Consider the following 24,297-nt stretch of genomic DNA (forward strand, 5'->3'; position numbering starts at 1 on the left):
CATGACCTGGCAGAGAATACGCCTGGAACTGGCCGAAACCCGCGACTTCCCGCGCGGTTCGGCCAGTCGCGTCTATCTGCTGCGGCTGCCGCTCGACCCTTGCGGCGCGATCGACTCGGCCGCCCTGTCGCGCCTGCCGCACCGCGCGACGGTGCGGCGCTTCTGGCCGAGCCAGGCCGACCTCTCGGGCCATGTGATCCCCGCGGCCGGCGGCTGGGCCTTCGTCTATGGCCGCAGCGAACCCGTACGCCAGCCCGTAATTCCGGCCTTCCGCAGCGGCGGCGAAGTGGTCCTGGCCGAGCCCGACGGCACCGCGCTACCGTTCCGCGTCGCCCGGCTGGAACAGCTCAACTAGCCGGATCGGGCTCGCCAAGCCCCGCCGCGAACGCCACGCGCAACGCTTCGGACAGGCTGTGCACGCCGAGCTTGGTCATGACGTTGGCACGGTGGATCTCGACCGTGCGCGGGCTGATCTCGAGGTCGTAGGCGATCGTCTTGTTCGGATGGCCGCGAACCAGGCCTTCGAGCACCTCGCGTTCGCGCGTGGTCAGCACTTCGAGCCGGGCCTGGGCCTCTTCGGCGCGCACCGCGACTCTGCCGCTGCGCTCGAGCCGTGCGAAGCCTTCCTCCAGCGCCGCGAGCATCACCGCCTTCTCAAACGGCTTCTCGATGAAATCGACCGCGCCCGCCTTCATCGCCTGGACCGCGACGGTGACGTCGCCATGCCCCGTCATGACGATCACCGGCAGATGCACGCCGCGCGCGCGCAGCGCCTGCTGGACCTCGAGCCCGCCGATCTCGGGCATGCGCACGTCGAGCAGCACGCAGCCCGCGGGCAGGTCCTTGGCTGCGTCCAGTAGCTCGACTCCCGAGGCATAGGTCTTCACCACGAAGCCCGAAGTGCGCAGCATGAAGCTGGCCGAGCGACGGATGGCCTCGTCGTCGTCAACCAGGTGGACCAAGCGGCCGGTCTCGTCAGCCATCGTTGTCTCCGGCATCGATGAGGGTGAAATGGAAGGCGGTGCCGCCGAGCACCGAGGCTCCGGCCCAGATGCGGCCGCCGTGGCCGTTGACGATCGTGTGGCAGATCGACAGGCCCAGCCCCATGCCCGCGGTCTTGGTGCTGACGAAGGGCTGGAACAGCTGCGTGGCGACGTCTTCGGCGAGGCCGGGGCCGCTATCCTCGACCGTCACCGCGACGAAGCCCGCCTCGGGCCGCGACGATATCCGCAATTGCCGCACGGGGCTTGCGGTCATGGCTTCGAGCGCGTTGCGCACGAGGTTGAGGATCACCTGCTGGATCTGGATGCGATCGATCAGGACCTTGTCGGCAGCGGAATCGAGCGCGAGTTCGACCTCGACCGCGCGCTCACCCGCGGCGACCAGTGCCAAGGCAATCGCCTCGTTGACCACGCGCGCCAGGCTCTCCACACGACGCTCGCTCTCCCCGCGCGCGATGAAATCGCGCAGCCGGCGGACGATCTGGCCCGCGCGGACCGACTGCGTCGCGCATTCGTCGAGCGCCTCGCGGACTATCTCCAGGGTCGCGGCATCGGGCGCGACGAGCAGGTCGCGCGCGGCCTCGACGTAGTTGGCGATCGCGGTCAGCGGCTGGTTGAGCTCGTGCGCGATCGAAGTGGCCAGCGTGCCCATCGCGGTCACGCGCGAGACGTGGGCCAGTTCGGACTGCAGGTTGTGGAGCTTCAGCTCGGTCTCCTGGCGCTCGGTCAGGTCGCGGATGAAGCCGGTGAACACGCGCTCGTCGTCGATCCTGGCCTCGCCGACGTGAAGGTCGATCGGAAACGTGCCGCCGTCGCGGTGACGCGCGGTGGTGACGCGGCCGACACCGATGATCTTGCGCTCGCCCGTGCCGAGATAGTGGCCGATATAACCGTCGTGCCGCTCGCGGTCGGGCGAGGGCATCAGCATCGAGACGTTCTCACCGAGCACTTCGTCCTCGCGGAAACCGAACATCCGCTCGGCGGCGGCGCTGAACGAGAGGATCGTGCCGCGCGCGTCGATGACGATCATCGCATCGGGCACGGTCTCGAGCAGCGAGCGCAGATAGGCGTCGCGCGCCAGCACCACCGCGCCCGAATTTCCAGGAACTTCGGGCGAGCGATCGGTCATCGCCGCTGGGCGACCTCCGCTGCGGCGATCGTCGTCAGGTTGAGGATGCCGCGCGCGGTGACGTTGGGTGTGAGCACATGGATCGGCTTCGACAGGCCCATCAGCATCGGTCCGACCGTGGGCGAACTCGACGAGGCCGAGAGCGCGGTCAGCGTGATGTTGGCGGCATCGAGATTGGGCATGACCAGCACGTTGGCGGCGCCCTCGAAGGCGCTGTCGGGCACCAGCCGCTCGCGCACGGGCTGCGACAGCGCGGCATCGGCGTGCATCTCGCCGTCGACGAGCAGGTCGGGTGCGGCCTCGCGGATCAGGCCGAGCGCAGTCCGCATCTTGCGCGCGCTGGGGCTGTGCGAAGCGCCGAAGTTCGAGTGCGAGAGCAGCGCGACGCGCGGTTCTAGGCCGAACTGGCGGACTTCCGCGGCGGCCAGGATCGCCATCTCTGCCACCTGCGCGGGCGTCGGTTCGGGCACCATGTGCGTGTCGGTGATGAACAGCGCGCCCTGCTCGAGGATCAGCCCCGACAGCGCATAGACGCGGCTCTTGTCGGGCGCGCGATCGATGATGCGCAGGACATATTCGATCTGGCCCCAGTATTCCGAATTGCCGCCGACCAGCGCCGCGTCGACATGGCCCGTGCGCAGCAGCATGGCCGCAGTCACGGTCGGGCGGCGATAGACGTGGCGGATGATCTCCGCCGAAGGCACGCCCTTGCGCGCCGCGACCTGGCGATAGGCCTCGACCAGCGGGGCGATCACCTCATGATCGGTCTCGGGATCGATCACCTCGACATCGCGGTCGAGCTCGAAGCGCAGGCCGAGGCTCGGCAGGCGGTGTTCGAGGATCCGGCGTCGCGCGACGATCACCGGGCGGACGATGCCTTCGTCGAGCCCGTCCTGGATCGCGCGCAGCACGCGCTCGTCCTCGCCCTCGCCATAGACCACACGCGTCTGGCTGTGGCGTGCCGCTTCGAACACGGGCATCATCAGCTGCGCCGAACGGGTGTTCTGGCGGCTCAGCGACTGGCGATAGGCGTCGATATCGAGCGTGCGCCGCGCGACGCCGCTGTCCATCGCCGCCTGAGCGACGGCGGGCGCGATCTCGGCGATCAGGCGCGGATCGAACGGCGTCGGGATGATATAGTCCGGACCGAAGGTCAGCTTCTGGCCGCCATAGGCCTGGGCGACGCTTTCATGCGCGGGCAAACGTGCCAGCGAGGCGATGGCCTCGGCTGCGGCGACCTTCATCGCCTCGTTGATCGTCGTCGCGCCGACATCGAGCGCACCGCGGAAGATATAGGGAAAGCACAGGACGTTGTTGACCTGGTTCGGATAGTCCGAACGCCCGGTGGCGACGATCGCGTCGGGCCGGGCGGCGCGCGCGACTTCGGGCCGGATTTCGGGCTCGGGATTGGCCAGGGCGAAGATCAGCGGACGTTCGGCCAGCAGCGGCAGCCACTCGGGCTTGAGCACGCCGGGCGCCGAGAGGCCGAGGAACACGTTGGCGCCGGGCAGGACCTCGGGCAGGCTGCGCGCGTCGGTATGGCGGGCATAGCGCGCCATGTTCTCGCCCATGCCTTCGCGGCCGGCGTGGACGACGCCGTCCTTGTCGGTCAGGGTCACGTTCTCGGCCGGGAGCCCCATCGAGACGAGCAGGTCGACGCAGGCCAGTGCCGCCGCGCCGGCGCCCGAAGTCACCAGCCGGGCCTCGGCGAGGGTCTTGCCCTGGAGCACCAGCGCGTTGCGCACCGCCGCGGCGACGACGATCGCGGTACCGTGCTGGTCGTCGTGGAAGACCGGAATGTTCATCCGCGCCTTGAGCGCCGCCTCGATCGCGAAGCACTCGGGCGCCTTGATGTCTTCCAGGTTGATGCCGCCGAAGGTCGGTTCGAGCAGCGCCACCGCCTCGACGAACTTGTCGGGATCGGTCGTGTCGACCTCGATGTCGAACACGTCGATGTCGGCGAATTTCTTGAAGAGGACGGCCTTGCCTTCCATCACCGGCTTCGAGGCCAGCGCCCCGATCGCGCCAAGGCCGAGCACGGCCGTGCCGTTCGAGATTACCGCGACCAGATTGCCGCGCGCGGTATATTCGAAGGCCTTGTCGGGATCGGCGGCGATCTCTTCGCAGGGTGCGGCGACACCCGGCGAATAGGCGAGCGCGAGGTCGCGCTGGTTGACCATGCGTTTGGTCGGCTCGATCCGCATCTTCCCGGGCTGGGGATAGCGATGATAGTCGAGTGCCGCGCGGCGTAGCGTATCGTCCATGGGAAGCCCTGTCGGGCCTTCGCGGCCCATTTGCAATGCCGATGGGGTCTAGGCCGAGGCCGGTGCCGATCGGGCTTGGCGCTAGCCGGCGTAGGTGTGGGTCGGAAGGCCTTGCACGCCCGCGTCCACTTCGAACAGCGCGCCGTCGTAGGCGGACGGTTCGAGGCCGATGGCGGCCGAGGTCACGAACATGCGGTCGAGGTTCGGCCCGGCGAAGGCGATGTTGGTTGTGCGGCGGGCGGGCAGGGCGATCGATCGTTCGACCCTGCCCTGCTCGTCGAAGCGGCTGACCCGGCCACCATCCCAGTGCGCGACCCAGAGGAAACCCTCGGCGTCGACGGTCATGCCGTCAGGATAGCCATCGGCCTCCTCGAAGCGCGCGAAGACCTGGCGATCGGCGAGGCCGGTCTCGGTCAGCGCGAAGCGGTAGATCGTCCGCAGGCCGGTGTCCGAATGATAGAGCCAGCGTCCGCAGGCCGAAAAGGCCGGGCCGTTTGGCACCATGTAGCCGGTGTCCATCGGCGCCCAGCTGCCGTCGGGATCGAGCCGGTAGAGCGAGCCCCGGGGGTTCTCCTCGGCCATTTCCATCGTGCCGCACCAGATGGCGCCGTGACGGTCGGCCTTGCCGTCGTTCATGCGGTTGCCCGGGAAATGCGGTTCGGGATCGCCGAGCGGCCAGATCGCCAGGGGTTCGACATCGATTTCGGCGAAGCCGCTCTGGAAGCCGCCGATCATGCCGCCACGCGTGCGCTCGACCACCCAGCCGAGCGGCTCGGGCATGGCCCAGCGCGCGATTGCACCGTCAACGAGCGACAGGCGGTTGAGCGCCGGATCGAGGATGTCGACCCAGTACAGCGCCTGTTCGCGTGCCGACCAGGCCGTGCCTTCGCCCAGCGTGTCGCGCACCTCGCGCTCGATCATCCGCCACTGTGCCATCGCCGTGTCCCCCTTAGTGCCGCTAAGCGCCGCTTAGTGGTTGTCGCGAGGCAGGCCCTGCGTCTGCGCGATCCGCTGGTACTTTTCCGCACCCTCGAGAATCGCGCCGGTGTCGAGCTGGCCGACGACACTGCGCTGGATCTCCTGCCATGGCGTCTGCGATGCCGGGTAGGGATAGCCGCCCTTTGCGACCAGGGCTGCGCGCCGCTCGGCCAGTTCCTCGTCGGGGATAAGCACGTCCACCCGGCCCTTGCCGAGATCCATGCGCACGCGGTCGCCGGTGCGCAGCAGCGCGAGGCCGCCCATCGCTGCGGCTTCGGGCGAGGCGTTGAGGATCGAAGGGCTGCCGCTGGTGCCCGACTGGCGACCGTCGCCGATGCAGGGCAGGGCGCTGACGCCTTCGGTGATCAGGTAAGCCGGCGGCCGCATGTTCACGACCTCGGCCGCGCCCGGATAGCCGATCGGGCCGGCGCCGCGCATGAACATCAAGGTCTGCGAGGTGATGCCCAGCGCGGGATCGTCGATGCGGTGGTGATAGTCCTCGGGCCCGTCGAACACGATCGCGGGGCCTTCGAAGGCTTCGGGATCGGCGGGGTTCGACAGGTAGCGCTGGCGGAACTCGGCGCTGATGACGCTGGTCTTCATCACCGCCGCGTCGAACAGGTTGCCCGACAGCACGAGGAAGCCGGCGTCGGTCTTGAGCGGCTGGTCGAACGGGCGGATGACCTTCTCGTCCTCGATCGTCGCGTCGCGGCAGTTGTCGCCCATGGTGCGGCCGTTGACCGTCAGCGCGTTCTCGCGGATCAGGCCCTGGCCCATGAGCTGCGCCACCACGGCGGGCACGCCGCCGGCGTGATAGTAGTCCTCGCCCAGGTATTCGCCTGCCGGCTGGAGGTTCACCAGCAGCGGCACCTTGTGGCCCACGCGCTCCCAGTCGGTCAGCGGCAGGTCGACGCCGATGTGGCGCGCGATCGCGGCCAGGTGGATCGGCGCATTGGTCGAGCCGCCGATCGCCGAATTGACGACGATCGCGTTGTGGAACGCGTCGAGCGTCAGGATGTCCGAAGGCTTGAGGTCCTCTTCCACCATGGCGACGATGCGCTTGCCGGTGTGATAGGCGCATTCCTGGCGGTCGCGGTAGGGCGCGGGGATCGCGGCCGAGCCGGGCAGCATCATGCCCAGCGCTTCGGCGAGCGAGTTCATCGTCGTCGCGGTGCCCATCGTGTTGCAATAGCCGGTCGAGGGGGCGGAGGAAGCGACGAGCTTGATGAAGCCGTCGTTGTCGAGCTCGCCCTTGGCCAGCATCTCGCGGCCCTTCCAGACGATCGTGCCCGAACCCGTGCGCTCGCCCTTGTGCCAGCCGTTGAGCATGGGGCCGACCGACAGCGCGATCGCCGGCAGGTTGACCGTCGCCGCGGCCATCAGCAGCGCCGGGGTGGTCTTGTCGCAGCCCGTGGTCAGCACCACGCCGTCGAGCGGATAGCCGTAGATCGCCTCGACGAGGCCGAGATAGGCCAGGTTGCGATCGAGACCGGCCGTGGGCCGCTTGCCGGTTTCCTGGATCGGATGGACCGGAAATTCGAGCGCGATGCCGCCGGCCTCGCGGATGCCTTCGCGGATGCGCTCGGCCAGGACGATGTGGTGGCGGTTGCAGGGCGACAGGTCGCTGCCGGTCTGGGCGATGCCGATGATCGGCTTGCCCGAGCGCAGCTCCTCCAGGCTCAGGCCGAAGTTGAGGTACCGCTCGAGATAGAGCGAGGTCATGTCGATGTTGTCGGGATTGTCGAACCAGGCGCGCGAACGCAGCTTGGGCTTGGCTTGGTCGGTCATGGGGTCTCGATCAGCGTGAAGTGGACAGGCGGTAGATCATGGCGTGCCGGTAGGGCTTGCCGGGATCGACGCGCGGAGAGGTGAAGGCGGCCTGGTTGGGCGCATCGGGGAATTTCTGCGGCTCGAGCGCGATGCCGTCGCCCATGCGGTAAACGTGGCCGTGCTTGCCGATCAGCGTTCCGTCGAGGAAGTTGCCCGCATAGAACTGGACGCCGGGCTCGGTGGTCAGCACCTCGAGCACGCGGCCCGAAGCCGGATCCTCGAGCCGCGCGGCCAGTTCGGGCTTGGCCGTCAGGCCTTTGTCGAGCGCGAAATTGTGGTCGTAGCCGCGGCCGAAGACGATCTGCGGATCGGTGCCGTCGCGTTGGCCATCGGCGACGCGGCGGGGGGCGCGGAAATCGAACACGGTGCCGGCAACGGGCTTGAGCTCGCCCGTGGGGATCAGCTTGGCGTTGACCGGCGTGAAGCGCGCGGCGGGGATGGTCAGGCGATGGCCGGTAGCGCCTTCGGCCGAGCCTTCGCCGCCCATGTCGAAGATCGCGTGGTTGGTCATGTTGACCACCGTCGGCTTGTCGGTGGCCGCCTCGAACAGGATGCCCAGGTTGCCGGCTTCGTCGAGCGTATAGGTGACGGTGGCGGTCAGCTTGCCCGGATAGCCCGAATCGCCGTCGGGGCTGACATGGCGGAGCACGACGCTGGCGGTCGGGCCCGACTTGACCGAGACCACTTGCCAGGCCGCCTTGTCGAAGCCCTTGCCGCCGCCGTGGAGGCTGTTGCCGCCGTCGTTCTGCGGCAGCTGGTAGGTCTTGCCGTTGAGCGCGAACTTGCCGTCGGCGATGCGATTGGCATAGCGTCCGACGGTGACGCCGAAATAGTTGGGGTGATCGACATAGGACGCGATATCATCGTAACCGAGCACGACGTCGGCGACCTTGCCCGTGCGATCGGGCGCGAACAGCTTCTGCAGGGTTGCGCCGTAGCTCAGGATCACGGCCGAGATGCCGTTGCCGGCCTTGAGCGTGATCGCGGTGATCGGCGTGCCATCGGCCAGAGTGCCGGCCGAAGCCTGGGTCGCGTCGGCGGCGAGCGCCGTACCCGCGAGCGTGGCAGCCAAGGCGAGAACCGCCGACGTAGCCAGTCTCTTGCCCAGTTTCCGCATTCCCGACGCTCCCATATCTATGGCATTCGCTGCTCCATTGACGCAGCGTTGCAATCTATATAGTCCGACAAATAGAAAATGTGCAAGCCGCTTTGCCGCTCGGTGCTTCGGCTTCGTGATCTGAGAGGAACGATATGCCCCCCGCGGTCCCTTCGAGCGCCACTCCTTTGACGAACCCGCAGGATGGCGCGGTTCGCTATGGTCCGGCGCTGACGCTGCTTGCCAGTCTGTTCTTCATGTGGGGCTTCATCACGGTCATCAACAACACGCTGCTGCCGCACCTGCGCAGCGTGTTCGAGCTCAATTATACGCAGACAACCCTGATCGAATCCGTGTGGTTCATCGCCTATTTCGTGGCGTCGATTCCCTCGGCCAAGCTGATCGAACGCATCGGCTATCAGAAGGCGCTGGTCGTCGGCCTGCTGATCATGGCCGCGGGCGCGCTGGGCATGATGCTTGCGGCCAGTCTGCCGTCTTACGGTGTGACTCTGACCATGCTGTTCGTGATCGCTTGCGGCATCACCCTGCTTCAGGTCGCGGCCAATCCCTATGTCGCGGTGGTCGGCAAGCCGGAGACGGCTTCGTCGCGGCTCAATCTGGTCCAGGCGCTCAACTCGGCGGGCACCATGCTGGCGCCCATGTTCGGCGCCTATCTGATCCTGGGGCGCAGCAAGGGCGGCACGGCCGAGGCCGGCGTCGTCCTGACCGAGGCCGAGCGTCTCGCGGACGCGCAGTCGGTGATCCTGCCCTATGGCCTGGTCGCCGCGGTCCTGCTGATCCTCGCCGTGGTGATCGCGAAATTCCCGCTGCCCGCCATGGTCTCGACCGGAGCGCGTCGGGAGGCTTTGCACGACGCTGCGGGGCAAGGCGCCTGGCAGCGTTTCTGGAATCACCCGCTCTGGCAGCACCGCAACCTCGTGCTCGGCGTGCCGGCGATCTTCATCTACCTGATCGCCGAGATCGGTGTCGCCAACCTGTTCATCAACTTCGTCAGCCAGCCCGACATCGCCAACCTGACGCACGAGCAGGCCGGCAAGTACCTGTCGCTGCTGTGGGGCGGAATGATGGTCGGCCGCTTCGCCGGCGCGGCGATCATGCAGCGCTTCGACGCGGCCAAGGTGCTCGCGCTGTTCTCGGTCGGCGCCTTCGTGGTGATGATCGTCACGGTCTTCGCGCAGGGCCCGGTGGCGATGTGGTCGCTGATCCTTGTCGGCCTGTTCCATTCGATCATGTTCCCGACGATCTTCACATTGGGAATCAAGGGCCTGGGTCCGCTGACCGAGGAAGCCTCGGGCCTGCTGGTCATGGCCATCGCCGGCGGCGCGCTCGTCGTGGTCCAGGGTTATATCGCCGACCGCGTCGGGCTGCAGACCTCGTTCCTGCTGACCGCCGCCTGCGAGCTCTACATCGTGTTCTACGCGCTGTGGGGCTCGCGCCCGACCGCCGCGCTGGTCGACGTGGAGGTCGAAGCCCCGGTGGCCTGAGGCGCTTCAGTTCTCCATCGAACTGCGCGTGTCCTCCAGCGCAAGATCGACGAGCACGCCCATCGCCTCGGCCGCGGCCTCGGCCTCGCCGGCGGCGATGGCGTCATAGACGCGCACGTGATCGGGTATCGGATTGCGCGGCAACTCGCGCGAGCGCTGCTTGAACTGCGTGGTCCAGTGCACTGCGGCGCCAATGCTCGCACTCAGCACGACGAGCGCGTGATTGCGCGTCGCCTGAAGAATGGCGTTGTGGAAGTCGCGGTCGGCGGCGCGGCCGGCGTCGGTGGTCAGCGTGTGGCGGCGCATGCCCGCGAGCGCGTCCTTCATCACCTTGAGATCGGCCTTGTCGCGGCGCTGGGCCGCAAGCCGTGCCGCCGCCGGCTCGATGATCGCGCGCAGTTCGAACAGGTCGCGGACGAATTCGATGTCGGGCTCGCCGGCGAAGGCCCAGGCGAGGACTTCGGGATCGAGCAGGTTCCAGCGATCGCGCGGCAGCACGCGCGTACCCGCCTTGGGACGGCTGGCGACGAGGCCCTTGGCGGTGAGCACCTGGATCGCCTCGCGATAGGCGCTGCGGGAAACCTTGAGCTCCTCGGCGAATGCGACTTCGCCCGAGAGGACGTCGCCGGGGGCATATTGGCCCGACAATATCGCGGTGCCCAATTTGTGCGCGATCGCCCCGTGTAGTCGCCGTCCCGGTCCCCGCGTTTCCTTCAGACGGTCTGCTACGTCTTCGTCATTGGCGGATTCTGGCTTGGTCACAGTTCGATATTCCCCTTCGATCAAAGCCTAACAGCCATCTGGCCGACAGGGAACGACAAAGATTGCGTTTCCCGCGCGAGAATAATATGTCGGAGTAAATAAGGAGCACCGCTATGACTGAATTCCGTTCCGTGGCCGCAGCGACCGGCGAGCCTTTCGGCGAGCCCTTCCAGGTCGACGGACCGGCCGAAGTCGCCGCGGCCTGCGCCGCCGCCGAGGCCGCTTTCGATGTCTATCGTGCGACCAGCCGCGAAGATCGCGCAGTCTTCCTCGAGCGAATCGCCGCCGAAATCCTCGCACTCGGCGATTCGCTGGTCGAAGCCGCCATGGCCGAGAGTGGTCTGCCACGCGCACGCCTGGAAGGTGAGCGCGGCCGCACCGTCGGTCAGCTCCAGCTCTTCGCCCAGGTCCTCCGTTCGGGCCAGTGGCAGCAATTGCGCATCGATCCCGCTCTGCCCGATCGCCAGCCGCCGCGCCCCGATCTGCGCCTGCGCATGATTCCGCTCGGCCCGGTTGCCGTATTCGGCGCCTCGAACTTCCCGCTCGCCTTCTCGACCGCGGGCGGCGACACCGCCTCGGCGCTCGCCGCCGGCTGCCCGGTCGTGGTCAAGGGCCATCCGGCGCACCCGCAAACCGGCGCGCTCGTCGCCGGCGCGATTGCGCGTGCGGTCGAAGCCAGCGGACTTCCCGCTGGCGTTTTCGGTCATGTCGCGGGTCCGTCGAACGAACTCGGCGCGGCGCTCGTCCAGGATCCGCGCATCACCGCAGTCGGTTTCACGGGTTCGCGCGGGGGCGGTCTCGCTCTCGTCAAGCTCGCCCAGGCGCGCGACGTGCCGATCCCGGTCTATGCCGAAATGTCGAGCATCAATCCCGTCCTGCTGCTGCCCGAAGCGCTCAAGGCGCGCGGCGAAGCTCTGGGCACGGCCTTCGTCGGTTCGCTGACCATGGGCGCGGGCCAGTTCTGCACCAATCCGGGTCTCGTCTTCGCGATCGAGGGCGAAGGCCTCGACGCCTTCGTTTCCGCGGCGAGCGGGGCGGTCGCCGATGCCAAGCCGCAGACGATGCTCACCACCGGCATTCGTGCGGCCTTCGGCAGCGGTACCGACGCGCTCGCCGGCCATGCTGCGGTGAAGACCCTGGCTCAGGGCGATACCGGCAACACGACCTGCGGCGGCGCCGTGCTGTTCCAGACCACGGCGACCGAGTTCCTTGCGGACAAGGCGCTCCAGCACGAGGTCTTCGGCGCTTCGTCGATCATCGTGCGCTGTGCCGACGAGGTCGAGCTCGCCGCCGTGGTCGCTGGTCTCGAAGGCCAGCTCACCGCGACATTGCACATGGACGCGGCCGACGAGCCGCTGGCCGGCCGCCTGCTGCCGCTGCTCGAACGCAAGGCCGGCCGCGTCCTGGCCAACGGCTGGCCCACCGGCGTCGATGTCTGCCACGCCATGGTTCACGGCGGGCCGTTCCCGGCCACGTCCGATGCGCGCACGACGTCGGTCGGCAGCCTCGCGATCGACCGCTTCCTGCGCCCGGTCTCCTACCAGAACCTCGCGCAATCCATCCTGCCCCCCGAACTGCGGGACGATGCCCGGAATGACGGCGCACCACGCCTGATCGACGGCACGCTCACGCTCGGCTGACCAACATGCACCCGCGGCGTCGAGAGGGGCGCCGCGGCAGGGAGAGATTCCATGACTGCCATTCGCCTGCTCCAACATCGCGCGCCCGACGGCACGCGTTCGGTCATCCTCGCCGAAGGTGACGCCGCGCACTTCATCCTCGGTGGTATCACCAGCACGCGCGCGCTCGCGCTCAAGGCCATCGGCGCAGGCGTTTCGCTGCTCGATGCGGCCAGGGCCTGCCCGCAAGGCGCGCCGGTCGACATCGCGGCCGAGTTCGCCGCGGGCAACCTGCTGGCGCCGATCGACCATGACGATGCGGCGCATCTGGTGCTCGCGGGCACGGGCCTGACGCACCTCGGCTCGGCCGAGGGCCGCGACAAGATGCACCGCGCCGCCGCCGAGACCGAGAAGCAGACGGACTCGATGCGCATGTTCCTCGAAGGCCTCGAGGGCGGCAAGCCCGCGCCCGGCACGGTCGGCCAGCAGCCCGAATGGTTCTACAAGGGCGACGGTTCGCAGCTCGTCTCGGCGACCGATCCGCTGGCCATGCCGGCTTTCGCGCAGGACGGCGGCGAGGAGCCCGAGCTGGCCGGCATCTACATCATCGGCGAGGACGGCACGCCCTGGCGCCTCGGCCTGGCGCTGGCCAACGAGTTCAGCGACCATGTCACCGAACGCCACAACTACCTGTGGCTCGCGCACTCGAAGCTGCGCCAGGCCGCGCTGGGCGCCGAGCTGTTGCTGGGGGCGCCGCCCGAGCATGTCGAGGGCACCAGCCGCCTGTTGCGCGGCGGGGCGGTGATCTGGGAAAAGCCCTTCCTTTCGGGCGAGGGCAACATGTCGCACACGATCGCCAATCTCGAGCATCACCACTTCAAGTACGCGCAGTTCCGCCGCCCGGGCGACGTGCACGTCCACTTCTTCGGCACGGCGACGCTTTCGTTCGCCGATGGCGTGCAGACGCAGGAGGGCGACGTGTTCGAGATCTCGGCCGCGCCTTTCGCGCTGCCGCTGGCCAACCCGTTGACGCGCGCCGAAGACAGCGCGGTCGCGGTCAAGGCGCTCTGAGGCGATGGACCCGATCCGCATCGCGGTCGTCGGCCTCGGCAAGATCGCGCGCGATCAGCACCTGCCGGCAATCCGGGGCAATCCGGCTTTCAGCCTGGCCGCGACGGTCAGCCCCGACGATCCGGGGCCGGTCGGCGTGCCGCATCTGGCGCGACTGGAAGACCTGCTGAACAAAGGCCCGGCGGTCGACGCGGTCGCGCTCTGCACGCCACCGCAGGTCCGCTATGGTCTGGCGGCGATGGCGCTGAAGCGCGGCGTGCACGTCTTCCTCGAGAAGCCCCCGGGCGCCACCCTGTCCGAAGTCGCCGCGCTGCGCGATCGCGCCGCCAAGGTCGACGCGACGCTGTTCGCGGCCTGGCATTCGCGCTTTGCTGCAGGCGTCGCGCCGGCGCGGGCCTGGCTGTCCGACCGCAAGGTCGAGCGCGTCTCCGTCACCTGGCGTGAGGACGTGCGCGTCTGGCATCCGGGCCAGGCCTGGATCTGGGAGCCGGGCGGCCTGGGCGTGTTCGATCCGGGGATCAACGCGCTCTCGATCATCACCCACATCCTGCCGCGGCCGGTCTTCCTCAAGACCGCGACCTTGAGCATTCCTGAGAACCGCGCCGCGCCGATCGCCGCCGACCTGCAGTTCTGCGATACCGCCGGCGCGGACATCCACATGGACCTCGACTGGCGCCAGACCGGCCCGCAAAGCTGGGACATCGAGGTCGAGACCGACGCCGGCACGCTCAAGCTGTCGAGCGGCGGGGCCGTGCTGACCCTGCCGACGGGCACCGAACATGCCGACGATCTCGAATATGCCGGCCTCTACGCGCGTTTCGCCAACCTGATCCGCGGCGGCCGCAGCGACGTCGACATCGATCCGCTGCGCCTCGTCGCCGACGCCTTCCTGCGCGGCCGGCGCGAGACCGTCGCTGCCTTCCACGACTGACATTCCAAGCCAAGATCGCCCTTCAGGAGAGGACACGATGATCAAGACCCTGCGCCGCGCCGCCATGGCGCTGCTGCTTTCGACCGTCGCCATTGCCGGCGCGGCCCAGGCCGACACCGCCGGCCAGCCCACCAGCGCAACGATCCGCGCCGACAAGCCTGGACCGGTCTACGACAAGCTGATCTTCACCCAGTTCGCCGAGCATCTCGGCAACGGCATCTATGGCGGGCTCTGGGTCGGCAACGACAAGACGATCCCCAACACCAACGGCTTCCGCAACGACGTGGTCGCGGCGCTGCGCAACCTGTCGGTGCCGGTGATCCGCTGGCCGGGCGGCTGTTTCGCCGACGAATATCATTGGCGTGAGGGCATCGGTCCCAAGGCCAAGCGCCCGGTCAAGGTCAACACCCATTGGGGCGGCGTGACCGAGCCCAACACGGTCGGCACGCACGAGTTCTTCGAGCTGCTGCGCCAGGTCGGTGCCGAGGCCTATATCGCCGGCAACGTCGGCAACGGCACGCCGCAGGAAATGGCCGAGTGGGTCGAATACATGACCGCGCCCGCGGGCAGCCTGGCCGAAGAGCGCGCACGCAACGGCCACAAGGAGCCCTGGAAGGTCCCCTATTTCGGTGTGGGCAACGAGCTGTGGGGCTGCGGCGGCAACATGCGCGCCGAATATGCGGCCGATGTCACGCGTCGCTACGCCACTTTCGTCAAGGCGCCCGCTGGCACCAAGATCGTCAAGATCGCCGCCGGCGCCAACGTCTCCGACTACGACTGGACCGAGGCGATGATGAAGATCGCCGCGGGCCAGCTCGACGCGGTTTCGCTGCACTATTACGTCCACCCCGCCGGCGGCTGGCCGCCGCGCGCGCCTGCGGTCGATTTCGACGAGACCGGCTGGGCCGATGCCCTGGCCGGCGCGATGCGCATGGACGAGCTGATCACCAAGCACAGCGCGATCATGGACAAGTACGATCCGCAGAAGCGCGTTTTCCTGGCGGTCGACGAATGGGGCGCCTGGTACGCCCAGGATCCGGGCACGCATCCTGGGTTCCTGCGTCAGCAGAACACCTTGCGCGATGCGCTGATCGCTTCGGTCCATCTCGACATCTTCGCCAAGCACGCCGATCGCGTGCGGATGAGCGCCATCGCCCAGATGGTCAACGTGCTCCAGGCGATGATCCTGACCGACGGCCCCAAGATGGTGCTGACGCCGACCTACCACGTCTTCGAGATGTACAAGCCCTGGCAGGACGCGACCGTGCTGCCGCTCGAGCTCAAGACCCCGCAGTACAAGAAGGGCGAATTCTCGGTCCCCGCGGTCAGCGGCTCGGCCGTGCGCGGCAAGGACGGCAAGGTCCATGTCGGCCTGTCGAACCTCGATCCCACCCAGACCAACACGGTGACGATCGGCATCGACGGGGTGACCGCCAGCGTCAGCGGGCGGATCCTGACGGCCTCGGCGATCAATGCGCACAACACCTTCACCGCGCCCGAAGTGGTCAAGCCGGCCGCCTTCAACGGCGCGCAGGTGCAGGGCGGCAAGCTGGTGGTGACCCTGCCGGCGAAGTCGGTCGTCGTGCTCGAACTGCGGTGATGGCCTTGCGCAAGCTCATCGGCCTGGCGGCGCTCGTCGCCGCCAGCGCCGCCGGTGCGCAGCCCTCGGACAAGCCCGCGACGCTCAACGCCCAGCTTTCGGGCGACATCACCCATGTCCACGACCCGGTGATGATCCGCGAGGGCGACACCTATTACGTGTTCAGCACGGGCGGGAAATACATCGTTTCGCGCAGTTCCAAGGATCTCAAGCACTGGACCGCAGGCGAAACCCTGCTCAAGGCACTGCCCGCCTGGGCGACGCAGGCCGTGCCCGGCGCGGGCGATCTGTGGGCGCCCGACATATCCTTCGTGAACGGCGAATACCGGCTCTATTATTCGGTATCGACCTTCGGCTCCAACCGCTCGGCGATTGGCCTCGCCACCAGCCCCACGCTCGATCCCAAGGCCAAGACCTACGGTTGGACCGATCGCGGCCTGGTCGTGCAATCGACCCCGCAGAGCGATTTCAACGCGATCGATCCCAACCTGGTGATCGATGCCGAGGGCAAACAGTGGCTGTCGCTGGGCAGCTTCTGGACGGGGCTCAAGCTCTTCGCGCTCGATCCGAAGACCGGCAAGCCTGCGCCGGGCGCCACGCCCCATGCGATCGCGCGCCGCCCCGCCCCCGCGGGCGGCCCGGCACCGGTCGAAGCCCCTTTCATCATCCCGCATGGCGGCTGGTACTACCTGCTCGCGTCCTACGACTATTGCTGCAAGGGCGTGAACAGCACCTATTACACCGTCGTCGCGCGGTCGCGCTCGGTGACCGGGCCCTACCTCGGCAAGGACGGCAGCGCCATGATGCAGGGCGGCGGCTCGATCTTTCTGCGCGCCGACCTGCAGGAGCAGCAGCGCTTCCGCGGCCCCGGCCACGCCGGCGCCTTCACCGACACCGACGGCACGACCTACGTCGTCTACCATGCCTATGATCGCGAGAATCAGGGTGTTCCGACCATGCGGATCGCGCCGATCCGCTGGGGCGCGGACGGCTGGCCCGTCGCAGAATACTGATCCACGATAACCGGAGAGGCCCGATGCATTTTCCCATTTCGCGCCGCGCTTTCGCCGCCGGCGCCGCGTTGCTCCCGCTCGCGAATAGCCAACTCTTTGCCGGCGCGTCGCGGCCCGTGGCCGCGCCGGCAAACCCGCTGGTCCGCCAGCGGGCCGACGCGCAGGTGTTCCGTCACGACGACGGCTATTACTACCTGACCGGCTCGGTGCCCGAGTATGATCGTTTGGTCCTGCGCCGCTCGCGCACGCTCGCCGGGCTGGCTACCGCACCCGAGGCGGTGCTCTGGCGGCACCAGGCGAGCGGGCCGATGTCGGGCTTCCTCTGGGCGCCCGAACTGCATCTGATCGACGGCCGCTGGATCATGTATTTCGCCGCGGGACCGAGCGGCGGTGGCGAGGACGTGTTCCGTATCCGCACTTACGCGATCGTCTGCGACGGGCCCGATCCGATGAAGGGCAAGTGGTCCGTTCTCGGTGAGTTCAAGGCGCCGTGGGACAGCTTCAACCTCGATTCCACGGTCTTCACGCACCGCGGCCAGCGCTACTTCGCCTGGGCGCAGCGCGAGCCGGGAATCGAGACCAATTCGAACCTCTACATCGCGCCGCTGGCGACGCCGCTGACCCTGGCGGCCCAGGCGACGCGCTTGACGATCCCGACGCTCGACTGGGAGATCCGCGGCTTCAAGGTCGCCGAGGCTCCCGCGGTGATCGAGCGCAACGGCCGCCTGTTCATGACCTATTCGGCCAGCGCCACCGACGCGCGTTATTGCCTTGGCCTGCTGACGATCGACGCCGACGCCGACCTGATGGACGCGCGCGCCTGGACCAAGTCGGAGCAGCCGGTCTTCGTCACCTGCCGCGAGACCTCGGTCTTCGGTCCCGGTCACAACAGCTTCACGGTGGACGAGCGGGGCCGCGACGTGCTGGTCTATCACGGCCGCGACTACGAGGCGATCACCGGCGATCCGCTGTTCGATCCCAATCGCCACACGCGCATGCAGCGGCTCTACTACAAGCCCGACGGCAGTCCCGACTTCGGCGTGCCCGTGGGCAACGGCGCCCTGCCAGAGCGTTTCTCTTCCGCGCGCCTGCCGGGTCTTCATCTCGCGCATCAGGGCGCCCGCGCCTTCGTGGGCGACGCGGCGCTGCCCGCGACGCAGTTCCGCGCGACGGCTGCGGACGCGGGCAGCGTGCGTCTGTCGCCAATCCTGTTGCCCGACCATGCCCTGGCCGTCACCAGCGACGGTTCGGTCAGCCTCGCCCGGGCAGGCGCGGGCGGTTTCGCGAACGGCGCGGACCAATTCCGGCGTGTTCCCGGTGCCGCGCGCGGAACCGTTCAGTTCGAGTCCAGGCTGCAACCCGGAAAGGCGCTGTCCTCCGCGGCCGGCGGTTTGCACCTGGCGCCGCGGACCGACCCGGCCACGCTGTGGAAAGCGGACTGAGTCGTTATCAGGTAGGACAAGATCGGCGCGGGATCGGGTCGTTGCGTCGCATTAAAGTACTATATTTCATATATATGAATGAAATCTGACGCTCGACATTCATTTGCTCTTGCATCGGATTACTCGGACAAATAATTAGTCCGAGTAATCCAGGGCACCGAGCCAGAGGGCCGGCCTTTATGGGAGGGAATTCAATCATGGCGTTCAAGCCATTCGCATACTGTGCCGCATCCGTTCTCGCGCTGGGTTTCGCCGGCGTCGCCCAGGCGCAGGATGTCGCTCCCGACAGCACCGAGGGTGACGGCGAGGCCATCGTCGTAACCGGCGTCCGCGCCTCGATCGTCGGCGCGATCAACGTCCGCAAGGAATCGGTGCAGATCGTCGATTCGATCGTTTCCGAAGACGTCGGCAAGCTGCCCGACAACAACGTCGTCGAAGCGCTCCAGCGCGTCACCGGCATCCAGGTCACCGACCGCGCCGGCGGTGAAGCCGCCAAGCTGTCGATCCGCGGTCTGCCCGACGCGCTGACCACGCTCAACGGCCGCAACATCTTTACCACGACCGGCCAATCCTTCGCGCTGCAGGACATCTCGGCCAACCTCGTCAAGCGCGTCGACGTGTTCAAGACGCGCGCCGCCGACCAGATCGAGACCGGCCTCGCCGGTCAGATCAACGTCGAGACGCGCCGTCCGTTCGACTTCGACGGCTTCGCCATCTCCGGCCTGGTCCGCGGCATCTACAACGAGCAGGCCGATACCTATAACCCCAATGCTGCGCTGCTGATCAGCAACCGTTGGGACACGGGCATCGGCGACATCGGCCTTCTGGTGAACGGTTCCTACAGCCGCACCAAGTTCCGCGACCAGACCGTGACCGCGGGCGCCCTCGTGCCTTTCGCGACCCAGACCCCGCCCGCGGGTTCGGGCCTCGCCCCGCTCGAGCGCATCTTCCCCGGTGCCGACAACGTCAACTGGACGCCCGGCCTCGACCGCGGCCTGTCGACCGCTGCCGGATCGACCTTGCGGATCAACGGCGTCAACACGCCCTACTATCTGTCGCGCGATGCCGTGTTCAGCTCGGATCTCTACGGCAAGCGCGAGCGCCCCTCGTTCAACGTCGCCCTGCAGTGGGCGCCGAACACGAGTTCGGTCTATACGGCAGAGGTCTATTACGCCGGTTTCCGCGGCGAGACCTTCAACAGCCTGCAGTTCAGCTTCGTCGACTGGTGGGGCAACCCCGGCACGGTCGGGCTCTATGACGGCACCAACATCGTCAAGTCGCGCAGCAACGTGGCGGACGTCTATGGCTTCAACAGCGGTGACTTCAACAAGTCGAAGACCGACAGCTTCGTCTATGCACTGAACGGCAAGTGGGACGTGGGCGAGCGCGGCAAGATCGTCGCCGACCTCGCTTACCAGACCAGCAAGGTGGACACCTCGTTCCTGGCGATGCGCACCGATCGCGTGGCCAGCTCGATCAGCACGGTCTTCAACGCCAACGGCGGAATCCCGTCGTACCACTTCAGCGACGACAGCCTGCTGACCAATCCGGCCGTGTGGAACGTCGCCCAGCTCTACGACAACGGCAACCGCGACAAGGGCAGCGCCATCACCGGCACGCTCGACGGTTACTACACCTGGGACGAAGGCTTCCTCCGCAAGATCAAGGCGGGCATCCGCATCGACGATCGCAAGGGCTCGTCCTTCGTGCGCACGCAGGACGCCGGCGCGCCGGTCGGCGGGCTCAACCTGGCCAGCTTCGTCTCGCGCTTCGGTGCGGAATCGGTCTTCACCAACAAGGATTTCTACCAGGGTCGCGCCGACGTGCCGACCTCGTGGGTCCTGCCCAACGGCTCGTGGCTCTACGACAACGCCGATGCCGTCCGCAGCCTCTACGGCGTGAAGACCTCCGATCAGCTCGCGTTGCAGCAGGTTTTCGGGATCAACGAAAACACGATCGCCGCCTATGTCCAGGCCGATGCCGAGGTCTCGATCCTCGGTCGTCCGCTGATGCTGCAGGCGGGCGTGCGCTATGTCACGGTCGACACCAATTACGACTTCTTCGACCGTTACAACAACGGCGCCCATACCCGCGTTTCGAACGGTTCGAGCAAGTGGCTGCCGGCCTTTACCGCGCGTTACGAGATCACCGACAAGCTGCGCCTGCGCTTCAACTATGGCGAGACGCTGCGCCGCCCGAACTTCACCGACGTGAACCCGAACTACACGCTGACAGGTGACCTCACGAACGTGGGCTACGGCAGCGGTACGGCGGGCACGGCGTCGCTCAAGCCGACGACGTCGAAGAACTACGACGTCGCGCTCGAATGGTACTTCGACCGCGACAGCGCGATCACCGCGACGGCCTTCCGCCGCGAGATCAACGGGCTGGTCGTGCCGCTCACGGTGCTGGAGACGATCCCGAACAACGGCATCGTCGCCGGCGCCACCAACCGCTTCGCGATCACCCGTCCGGTCAACGCTTCGAACGGCGTGCTCAAGGGTATCGAGCTCGGCCTCACCTACTTCCCGCACTACTTGCCCAAGTTCATGGACGGCCTGGGCTTCGTGGGCAGCGTGACGGTGCTCGATTCCAAGCAGAACATCCCGCTGTCCGACGCGGCCGGCAACATCACGGGCCAGGCGACCTCGTCGTTCTTCGGCGTGTCGGACCTGTCGTACAACGCGACCCTGGCTTACGATAACGGCCCGCTCGGCGCGCGCCTCTCGTACATCTGGCGCAAGGAGTTCCTGGCGGTCAACGAAGCCCGCCTGTTCGCCAACCCGATCGGCGTCTGGCGCAACCCCGAGCAGAGCCTCGACCTCCAGCTGACCTTCAACGTCAACGATCGCTTGGGCATCACCTTCGACGCGGTCAACCTGACCAAGTCGAAGCAGCAGACCTACTACAAGTTCGAAGACGTCGGCGGTCCCGACCAGTTCAATCTCGGCACCACGCTGCTCTCGCGCACCTTCGCGCTGGGTGTCCGCTACACGTTCAAGTAGCGCTCCCGGCCCATAGAGCCCCCCGGAGGCGATGCGGACGCTGTCCCCATCGCTTTCCCCGCGGCGGCCGTTCCTGGTAACTTCCTCCCTCCCGGACTTGGAACGGCCGCCGCACCCTGCTTCGGGCCACGCGACAACGAAAGGCCTGGTCATCCGTCACGTGTTGGCAATTCTCCTGGCAGCAGCCGTCTCGCTGGCCGGGACTGCCGCGCCCGCGCTCGCTCAATCCTCGCTCGCCCAATCCTCGCTCGACCGTGAGCAGATCGCGCGGAAGCACTTCGGCAACGATGCGGCCTGGTACCGCGATCGCATTCCCTTCTTCGAATCCTCCGATCCGAAGCTCGATGCCGTCTGGTACTATCGCTGGGGGCTGTTCCGCGCGCACCAGCGCGACCTCGGCGCCGAGGGCTATGTCACCACCGAATTCCTCGACGATGTTTCCTGGCAGCGTCAGCCCTATGCCAGCCTCAACGACGCCAGCGGCTTCCATATCGCCGAGGGACGCTGGCTGAACGACCGGCGCTTCACCGACGATTACATCGCCTTCATGTATGCGGGCGGCAACGACCGCCACTTCACCGATCACATGGCGGATTCGGTCTGGGGCCGATACCTCGTCGACGGCGATCGCGATGCGGTGCTGCGGCACCTGTCGGTCATGCGCCACGTCTATCGCCTGTGGGACGAGAAGTACGATTTCGCCAAGCGGCTCTATTTCGTCGAACCGCTGCTCGACGCGACCGAATATACCGTCTCTTCGATCGATGCCTCGGGCGGCCAGGACGGCTTCCGCGGCGGCGATTCCTTCCGACCTTCGGTCAACAGCTACATGTTCGCCAATGCCCGCGCGCTCGCCAACATGGCACGTTTGGCGGGCGATGCGGTCATGGCCCGCGAATACGATGCGCGCGCCGAGGACATCCGTGAGCGCGTACTCGCCGATCTGTGGAGCTCCTCGCTCGGGCACTTCGTCGACCGCTATCAGGTCGACAACGAACACGTGAAATACTGGCAGCCGATCCGCGCGCGCGAGCTCGTCGGCTATCTTCCGTGGATGTTCGATCTGGTGCCCGACGAGGCGCGCTATGCCGGGGCCTGGGCGCATCTGCTCGATCCCAAGGTGCTCGCGGGCCAGGCTGGGATGCGCACGGTCGAGGCGAGCTACGAACACTACATGCGCCAGTACCGCTATCTCGACGGCGCGCCCGAATGCCAGTGGAACGGCCCGGTCTGGCCCTATCAGACCACCCAGGTGCTCACGGCCATGGCCAACCTGCTCGACCACTACAAAGGCACTGGACCGGTCACGCGCGGCGACTACATGCGCCTGCTGCGCCAGTATGCCGCGCTGCACTACCAGGGCGACCGGCTCGACCTCGAGGAGGACTATCATCCCGAGACGGGCAAGCCGATCGTCGGGCTCGACCGCAGCCACCACTATTTCCATTCGGGCTTCGTCGATCTGGTCCTGACCGGGCTGGTCGGGATCCGTCCCCGGGCCGACGACCTGCTCGAGGTCAATCCGCTGCTGCCGGCTGCCGGCGACGCCCAGGCCTTGCGCTGGTTCCGTGCCGAGAACGTGCCCTATCGCGGTCACCGCATCGCGGTGACCTGGGATGCCGATGGCCGCCGTTATGGTCGCGGCGCGGGTCTGTCGATCGAGGTCGACGGCCGCGAAGTCGCGCGCCGGGCGGACCTCGGCCGGCTGTCGCTGCCGGTCGCGCGGCGCGCGCCGCCGGCGATCGCGCGCGAGGTGAATCAGGCGGTGCAGCTCGTACGCGGTCAGTTCCCCAAGCCCAGCGCTTCGAGCAACCAGGAGCCCGCGAAGCTGCAGGACGCGGTCGATGGCCGCGTCTGGTTCTATCCCGAGCTGCCCAACGGCTGGGACTCCCCGGGCGCCGGCAAGCCCGAATGGTTCGCGATTGACCTCGGCCGGCCGATGCCGCTTGCTCAGGCCGAGCTGGCCTTCTTCGCCGACGCTCGGCGCTTTGCCGCGCCGCGCGGGGTCGAGATCGAAATCTGGCGCGATGGGCAGTGGCATTCCGTGGCCAAGCCTGCCGGAGCACCGCTGGCCAATGGCATCACGCGCCTCGACTGGCCCACGGTCGCGACCGACCGCGTCCGCTTGCGCATGATACCTGCGGGCAAACAGGCGATCCGCCTGGTCGAGTTCAAGCTGTTCGCGGCGCGGCCCTAGGCCGAGGCGATGCTGCGCTGCACGGGCGCGCTGCCGTCGCTGACATATTGCCGGATATGCGGCAGGCCGTCGATCAGCGCCGCCGACCTGGGCAGGGACTCGCGGACCCAGGAACTGGCCATATGCGCGGCGTGGACCTCGGCATCGGCATAGACCTCGACGACGACATAGGTGTCCGCCTCGTCGACGCTCTTGGACCAGGCGTAGTAGGCGACGCCCGGTTCGTGTTCGCGCGTCATCTCGGCGACGTGAGTCATCAGCGTCTCGAAGGCCGCCGCATTCGCCGGCGCGACGCGCAGATGCACGATCATCGTGATCATGCCTGGTCCTCCTGACCCGCGGCGAGCGGATCGGTCACCGCATCCGCGCCGCCGATCGGGCCGACGATCTCGATGACGTGGCCCTCGTTGTCAGCGACGACGGCGGCGCGGACGGCGTGCTCGGGGCGGTCCTCGCCCGCGCGCAGCACGCTGCCGCCGGCGGCCTCGACCGCGGCGATCGTCGCGTCGACATCGGCGACGTTGAAGGCCAGCCAGACCTCGCGCGGATAGGCGGGAAGGGCCGGGGCGGGGACTTCGAGGAACTGGCTGAGGATCAGCATGTGCGTGGTCGAATCGCCCGAGACCGAGAGCCACGACTGCTGCTGGCGGACATCGCCCTCGCCGCCGAGATTGCGCGCGACGGGCTTGAGCCCGACGGCCTGGTAGAACCGATCGGCCGCATCGAGATCGCGGACCACGAGCTTGGTTGCATGCATCGCCAGGATCATGTCTGCTCTCCCGTCTGGCGCATCACGCAATTGCGCGCTAGACATTTTGAGCAAGTGCCTAACATTCGTCAGAGCGGAGTCAAGA

The 24,297-nt window shown here is 67.5% G+C and carries 19 protein-coding genes; 10 read left to right on the forward strand and 9 right to left on the reverse strand.

Annotated elements, in window-relative coordinates; genetic code table 11:
• Window position 1: 1 nt before the first annotated feature.
• Complete coding sequence (locus WG901_RS12060; protein ID WP_339587314.1) at window positions 2-355, forward strand: hypothetical protein; 354 nt, start codon at window positions 2-4, stop codon at window positions 353-355.
• On the opposite strand, the gene WG901_RS12065 is transcribed toward WG901_RS12060, so the two are convergent.
• The 6 genes from WG901_RS12065 to WG901_RS12090 all read right to left on the reverse strand — a co-directional run bounded on the left by WG901_RS12065 (window position 348) and on the right by WG901_RS12090 (window position 8,319).
• Entirely contained in the window at window positions 348-983 is a 636-nt protein-coding gene (locus tag WG901_RS12065; protein WP_339587315.1) for a response regulator transcription factor, read from the reverse strand. The genes WG901_RS12060 and WG901_RS12065 overlap by 8 nt on opposite strands.
• Window positions 976-2,130, reverse strand: a complete 1,155-nt coding sequence (locus WG901_RS12070; protein WP_339587316.1) for a sensor histidine kinase — start codon at window positions 2,128-2,130, stop codon at window positions 976-978. The genes WG901_RS12065 and WG901_RS12070 overlap by 8 nt, the downstream gene beginning before the upstream one ends.
• A complete protein-coding gene (locus WG901_RS12075) occupies window positions 2,127-4,394 on the reverse strand; it encodes an NADP-dependent malic enzyme (RefSeq protein ID WP_339587317.1) in 2,268 nt (755 codons plus the stop codon). The genes WG901_RS12070 and WG901_RS12075 overlap by 4 nt, the downstream gene beginning before the upstream one ends.
• An 81-nt stretch (window positions 4,395-4,475) precedes the next feature.
• Window positions 4,476-5,330 (reverse strand): SMP-30/gluconolactonase/LRE family protein, encoded by an 855-nt coding sequence (locus tag WG901_RS12080; protein ID WP_339587318.1) that lies wholly within the window; start codon window positions 5,328-5,330, stop codon window positions 4,476-4,478.
• Between the two features lie 33 nt (window positions 5,331-5,363).
• On the reverse strand, window positions 5,364-7,160 hold the full coding sequence (locus WG901_RS12085) for an IlvD/Edd family dehydratase (protein WP_339587319.1): 1,797 nt from the start codon (window positions 7,158-7,160) through the stop codon (window positions 5,364-5,366).
• A 10-nt stretch (window positions 7,161-7,170) separates the two neighbouring features.
• Window positions 7,171-8,319, reverse strand: coding sequence for an aldose epimerase family protein (locus WG901_RS12090; protein ID WP_339587320.1), 1,149 nt, complete (start codon window positions 8,317-8,319; stop codon window positions 7,171-7,173).
• Window positions 8,320-8,453: 134 nt separating this feature from the next.
• Between WG901_RS12090 and WG901_RS12095 the strand changes: the two genes are divergently transcribed.
• On the forward strand, window positions 8,454-9,803 hold the full coding sequence (locus WG901_RS12095) for a sugar MFS transporter (protein ID WP_339587321.1): 1,350 nt from the start codon (window positions 8,454-8,456) through the stop codon (window positions 9,801-9,803).
• Between the two features lie 6 nt (window positions 9,804-9,809).
• Here WG901_RS12095 and WG901_RS12100 read toward each other — a convergent pair whose 3' ends face one another.
• Window positions 9,810-10,565: a FadR/GntR family transcriptional regulator gene (locus WG901_RS12100; protein WP_339587322.1), complete on the reverse strand. Its 756-nt coding sequence runs from the start codon at window positions 10,563-10,565 to the stop codon at window positions 9,810-9,812.
• 113 nt (window positions 10,566-10,678) lie between these two features.
• On the opposite strand from WG901_RS12100, the gene WG901_RS12105 reads away from it, so the two are divergent.
• The 8 genes from WG901_RS12105 to WG901_RS12140 all read left to right on the forward strand — a co-directional run bounded on the left by WG901_RS12105 (window position 10,679) and on the right by WG901_RS12140 (window position 23,443).
• On the forward strand, window positions 10,679-12,205 hold the full coding sequence (locus WG901_RS12105) for an aldehyde dehydrogenase (NADP(+)) (protein WP_339587323.1): 1,527 nt from the start codon (window positions 10,679-10,681) through the stop codon (window positions 12,203-12,205).
• Between the two features lie 51 nt (window positions 12,206-12,256).
• Entirely contained in the window at window positions 12,257-13,255 is a 999-nt protein-coding gene (araD1, locus tag WG901_RS12110) for an AraD1 family protein (protein ID WP_339587324.1), read from the forward strand.
• Between the two features lie 4 nt (window positions 13,256-13,259).
• Window positions 13,260-14,186 (forward strand): Gfo/Idh/MocA family protein, encoded by a 927-nt coding sequence (locus WG901_RS12115; protein WP_339587325.1) that lies wholly within the window; start codon window positions 13,260-13,262, stop codon window positions 14,184-14,186.
• A gap of 37 nt (window positions 14,187-14,223) precedes the next feature.
• Window positions 14,224-15,786, forward strand: a complete 1,563-nt coding sequence (locus WG901_RS12120) for an alpha-N-arabinofuranosidase (RefSeq protein ID WP_339587326.1) — start codon at window positions 14,224-14,226, stop codon at window positions 15,784-15,786.
• Window positions 15,786-16,799, forward strand: coding sequence for an arabinan endo-1,5-alpha-L-arabinosidase (locus WG901_RS12125; protein WP_339587327.1), 1,014 nt, complete (start codon window positions 15,786-15,788; stop codon window positions 16,797-16,799). Before WG901_RS12120 ends, WG901_RS12125 begins: the two co-directional genes overlap by 1 nt.
• Before the next feature lie 23 nt (window positions 16,800-16,822).
• Window positions 16,823-18,241, forward strand: coding sequence for a glycoside hydrolase family 43 protein (locus WG901_RS12130; RefSeq protein ID WP_339587328.1), 1,419 nt, complete (start codon window positions 16,823-16,825; stop codon window positions 18,239-18,241).
• A 197-nt stretch (window positions 18,242-18,438) separates the two neighbouring features.
• Entirely contained in the window at window positions 18,439-21,246 is a 2,808-nt protein-coding gene (locus WG901_RS12135) for a TonB-dependent receptor (RefSeq protein WP_339587329.1), read from the forward strand.
• Window positions 21,247-21,406: 160 nt separating this feature from the next.
• Window positions 21,407-23,443: an MGH1-like glycoside hydrolase domain-containing protein gene (locus tag WG901_RS12140; protein WP_417602839.1), complete on the forward strand. Its 2,037-nt coding sequence runs from the start codon at window positions 21,407-21,409 to the stop codon at window positions 23,441-23,443.
• Here the strand turns inward: WG901_RS12140 and WG901_RS12145 are convergent.
• The gene (locus WG901_RS12145; protein ID WP_339587331.1) at window positions 23,440-23,763 is read right to left on the reverse strand and encodes a putative quinol monooxygenase; all 324 of its coding nucleotides are present in this window, start codon (window positions 23,761-23,763) and stop codon (window positions 23,440-23,442) included. The two genes, WG901_RS12140 and WG901_RS12145, sit on opposite strands and share 4 nt — an antisense overlap.
• Window positions 23,760-24,212 (reverse strand): VOC family protein, encoded by a 453-nt coding sequence (locus WG901_RS12150; RefSeq protein WP_339587332.1) that lies wholly within the window; start codon window positions 24,210-24,212, stop codon window positions 23,760-23,762. The genes WG901_RS12145 and WG901_RS12150 overlap by 4 nt, the downstream gene beginning before the upstream one ends.
• Between the last annotated feature and the right edge of the window lie 85 nt (window positions 24,213-24,297).

The organism is Novosphingobium anseongense (assembly GCF_037482895.1).
Classification (GTDB): Bacteria; Pseudomonadota; Alphaproteobacteria; order Sphingomonadales; family Sphingomonadaceae; genus Novosphingobium; species Novosphingobium anseongense.

What these genes read in the sequence shown, in the direction of transcription:
- WG901_RS12060 (WP_339587314.1), top strand. Translation starts at nt 2, where the DNA reads ATGACCTGGCAGAGAATACGCCTGGAACTGGCCGAAACCCGCGACTTC.
- WG901_RS12065 (WP_339587315.1), bottom strand. Translation starts at nt 983, where the DNA reads ATGGCTGACGAGACCGGCCGCTTGGTCCACCTGGTTGACGACGACGAG.
- WG901_RS12070 (WP_339587316.1), bottom strand. Translation starts at nt 2,130, where the DNA reads ATGACCGATCGCTCGCCCGAAGTTCCTGGAAATTCGGGCGCGGTGGTG.
- WG901_RS12075 (WP_339587317.1), bottom strand. Translation starts at nt 4,394, where the DNA reads ATGGACGATACGCTACGCCGCGCGGCACTCGACTATCATCGCTATCCC.
- WG901_RS12080 (WP_339587318.1), bottom strand. Translation starts at nt 5,330, where the DNA reads ATGGCACAGTGGCGGATGATCGAGCGCGAGGTGCGCGACACGCTGGGC.
- WG901_RS12085 (WP_339587319.1), bottom strand. Translation starts at nt 7,160, where the DNA reads ATGACCGACCAAGCCAAGCCCAAGCTGCGTTCGCGCGCCTGGTTCGAC.
- WG901_RS12090 (WP_339587320.1), bottom strand. Translation starts at nt 8,319, where the DNA reads ATGCGGAAACTGGGCAAGAGACTGGCTACGTCGGCGGTTCTCGCCTTG.
- WG901_RS12095 (WP_339587321.1), top strand. Translation starts at nt 8,454, where the DNA reads ATGCCCCCCGCGGTCCCTTCGAGCGCCACTCCTTTGACGAACCCGCAG.
- WG901_RS12105 (WP_339587323.1), top strand. Translation starts at nt 10,679, where the DNA reads ATGACTGAATTCCGTTCCGTGGCCGCAGCGACCGGCGAGCCTTTCGGC.
- araD1 (WP_339587324.1), top strand. Translation starts at nt 12,257, where the DNA reads ATGACTGCCATTCGCCTGCTCCAACATCGCGCGCCCGACGGCACGCGT.
- WG901_RS12115 (WP_339587325.1), top strand. Translation starts at nt 13,260, where the DNA reads ATGGACCCGATCCGCATCGCGGTCGTCGGCCTCGGCAAGATCGCGCGC.
- WG901_RS12120 (WP_339587326.1), top strand. Translation starts at nt 14,224, where the DNA reads ATGATCAAGACCCTGCGCCGCGCCGCCATGGCGCTGCTGCTTTCGACC.
- WG901_RS12125 (WP_339587327.1), top strand. Translation starts at nt 15,786, where the DNA reads ATGGCCTTGCGCAAGCTCATCGGCCTGGCGGCGCTCGTCGCCGCCAGC.
- WG901_RS12130 (WP_339587328.1), top strand. Translation starts at nt 16,823, where the DNA reads ATGCATTTTCCCATTTCGCGCCGCGCTTTCGCCGCCGGCGCCGCGTTG.
- WG901_RS12135 (WP_339587329.1), top strand. Translation starts at nt 18,439, where the DNA reads ATGGCGTTCAAGCCATTCGCATACTGTGCCGCATCCGTTCTCGCGCTG.
- WG901_RS12145 (WP_339587331.1), bottom strand. Translation starts at nt 23,763, where the DNA reads ATGATCACGATGATCGTGCATCTGCGCGTCGCGCCGGCGAATGCGGCG.
- WG901_RS12150 (WP_339587332.1), bottom strand. Translation starts at nt 24,212, where the DNA reads ATGATCCTGGCGATGCATGCAACCAAGCTCGTGGTCCGCGATCTCGAT.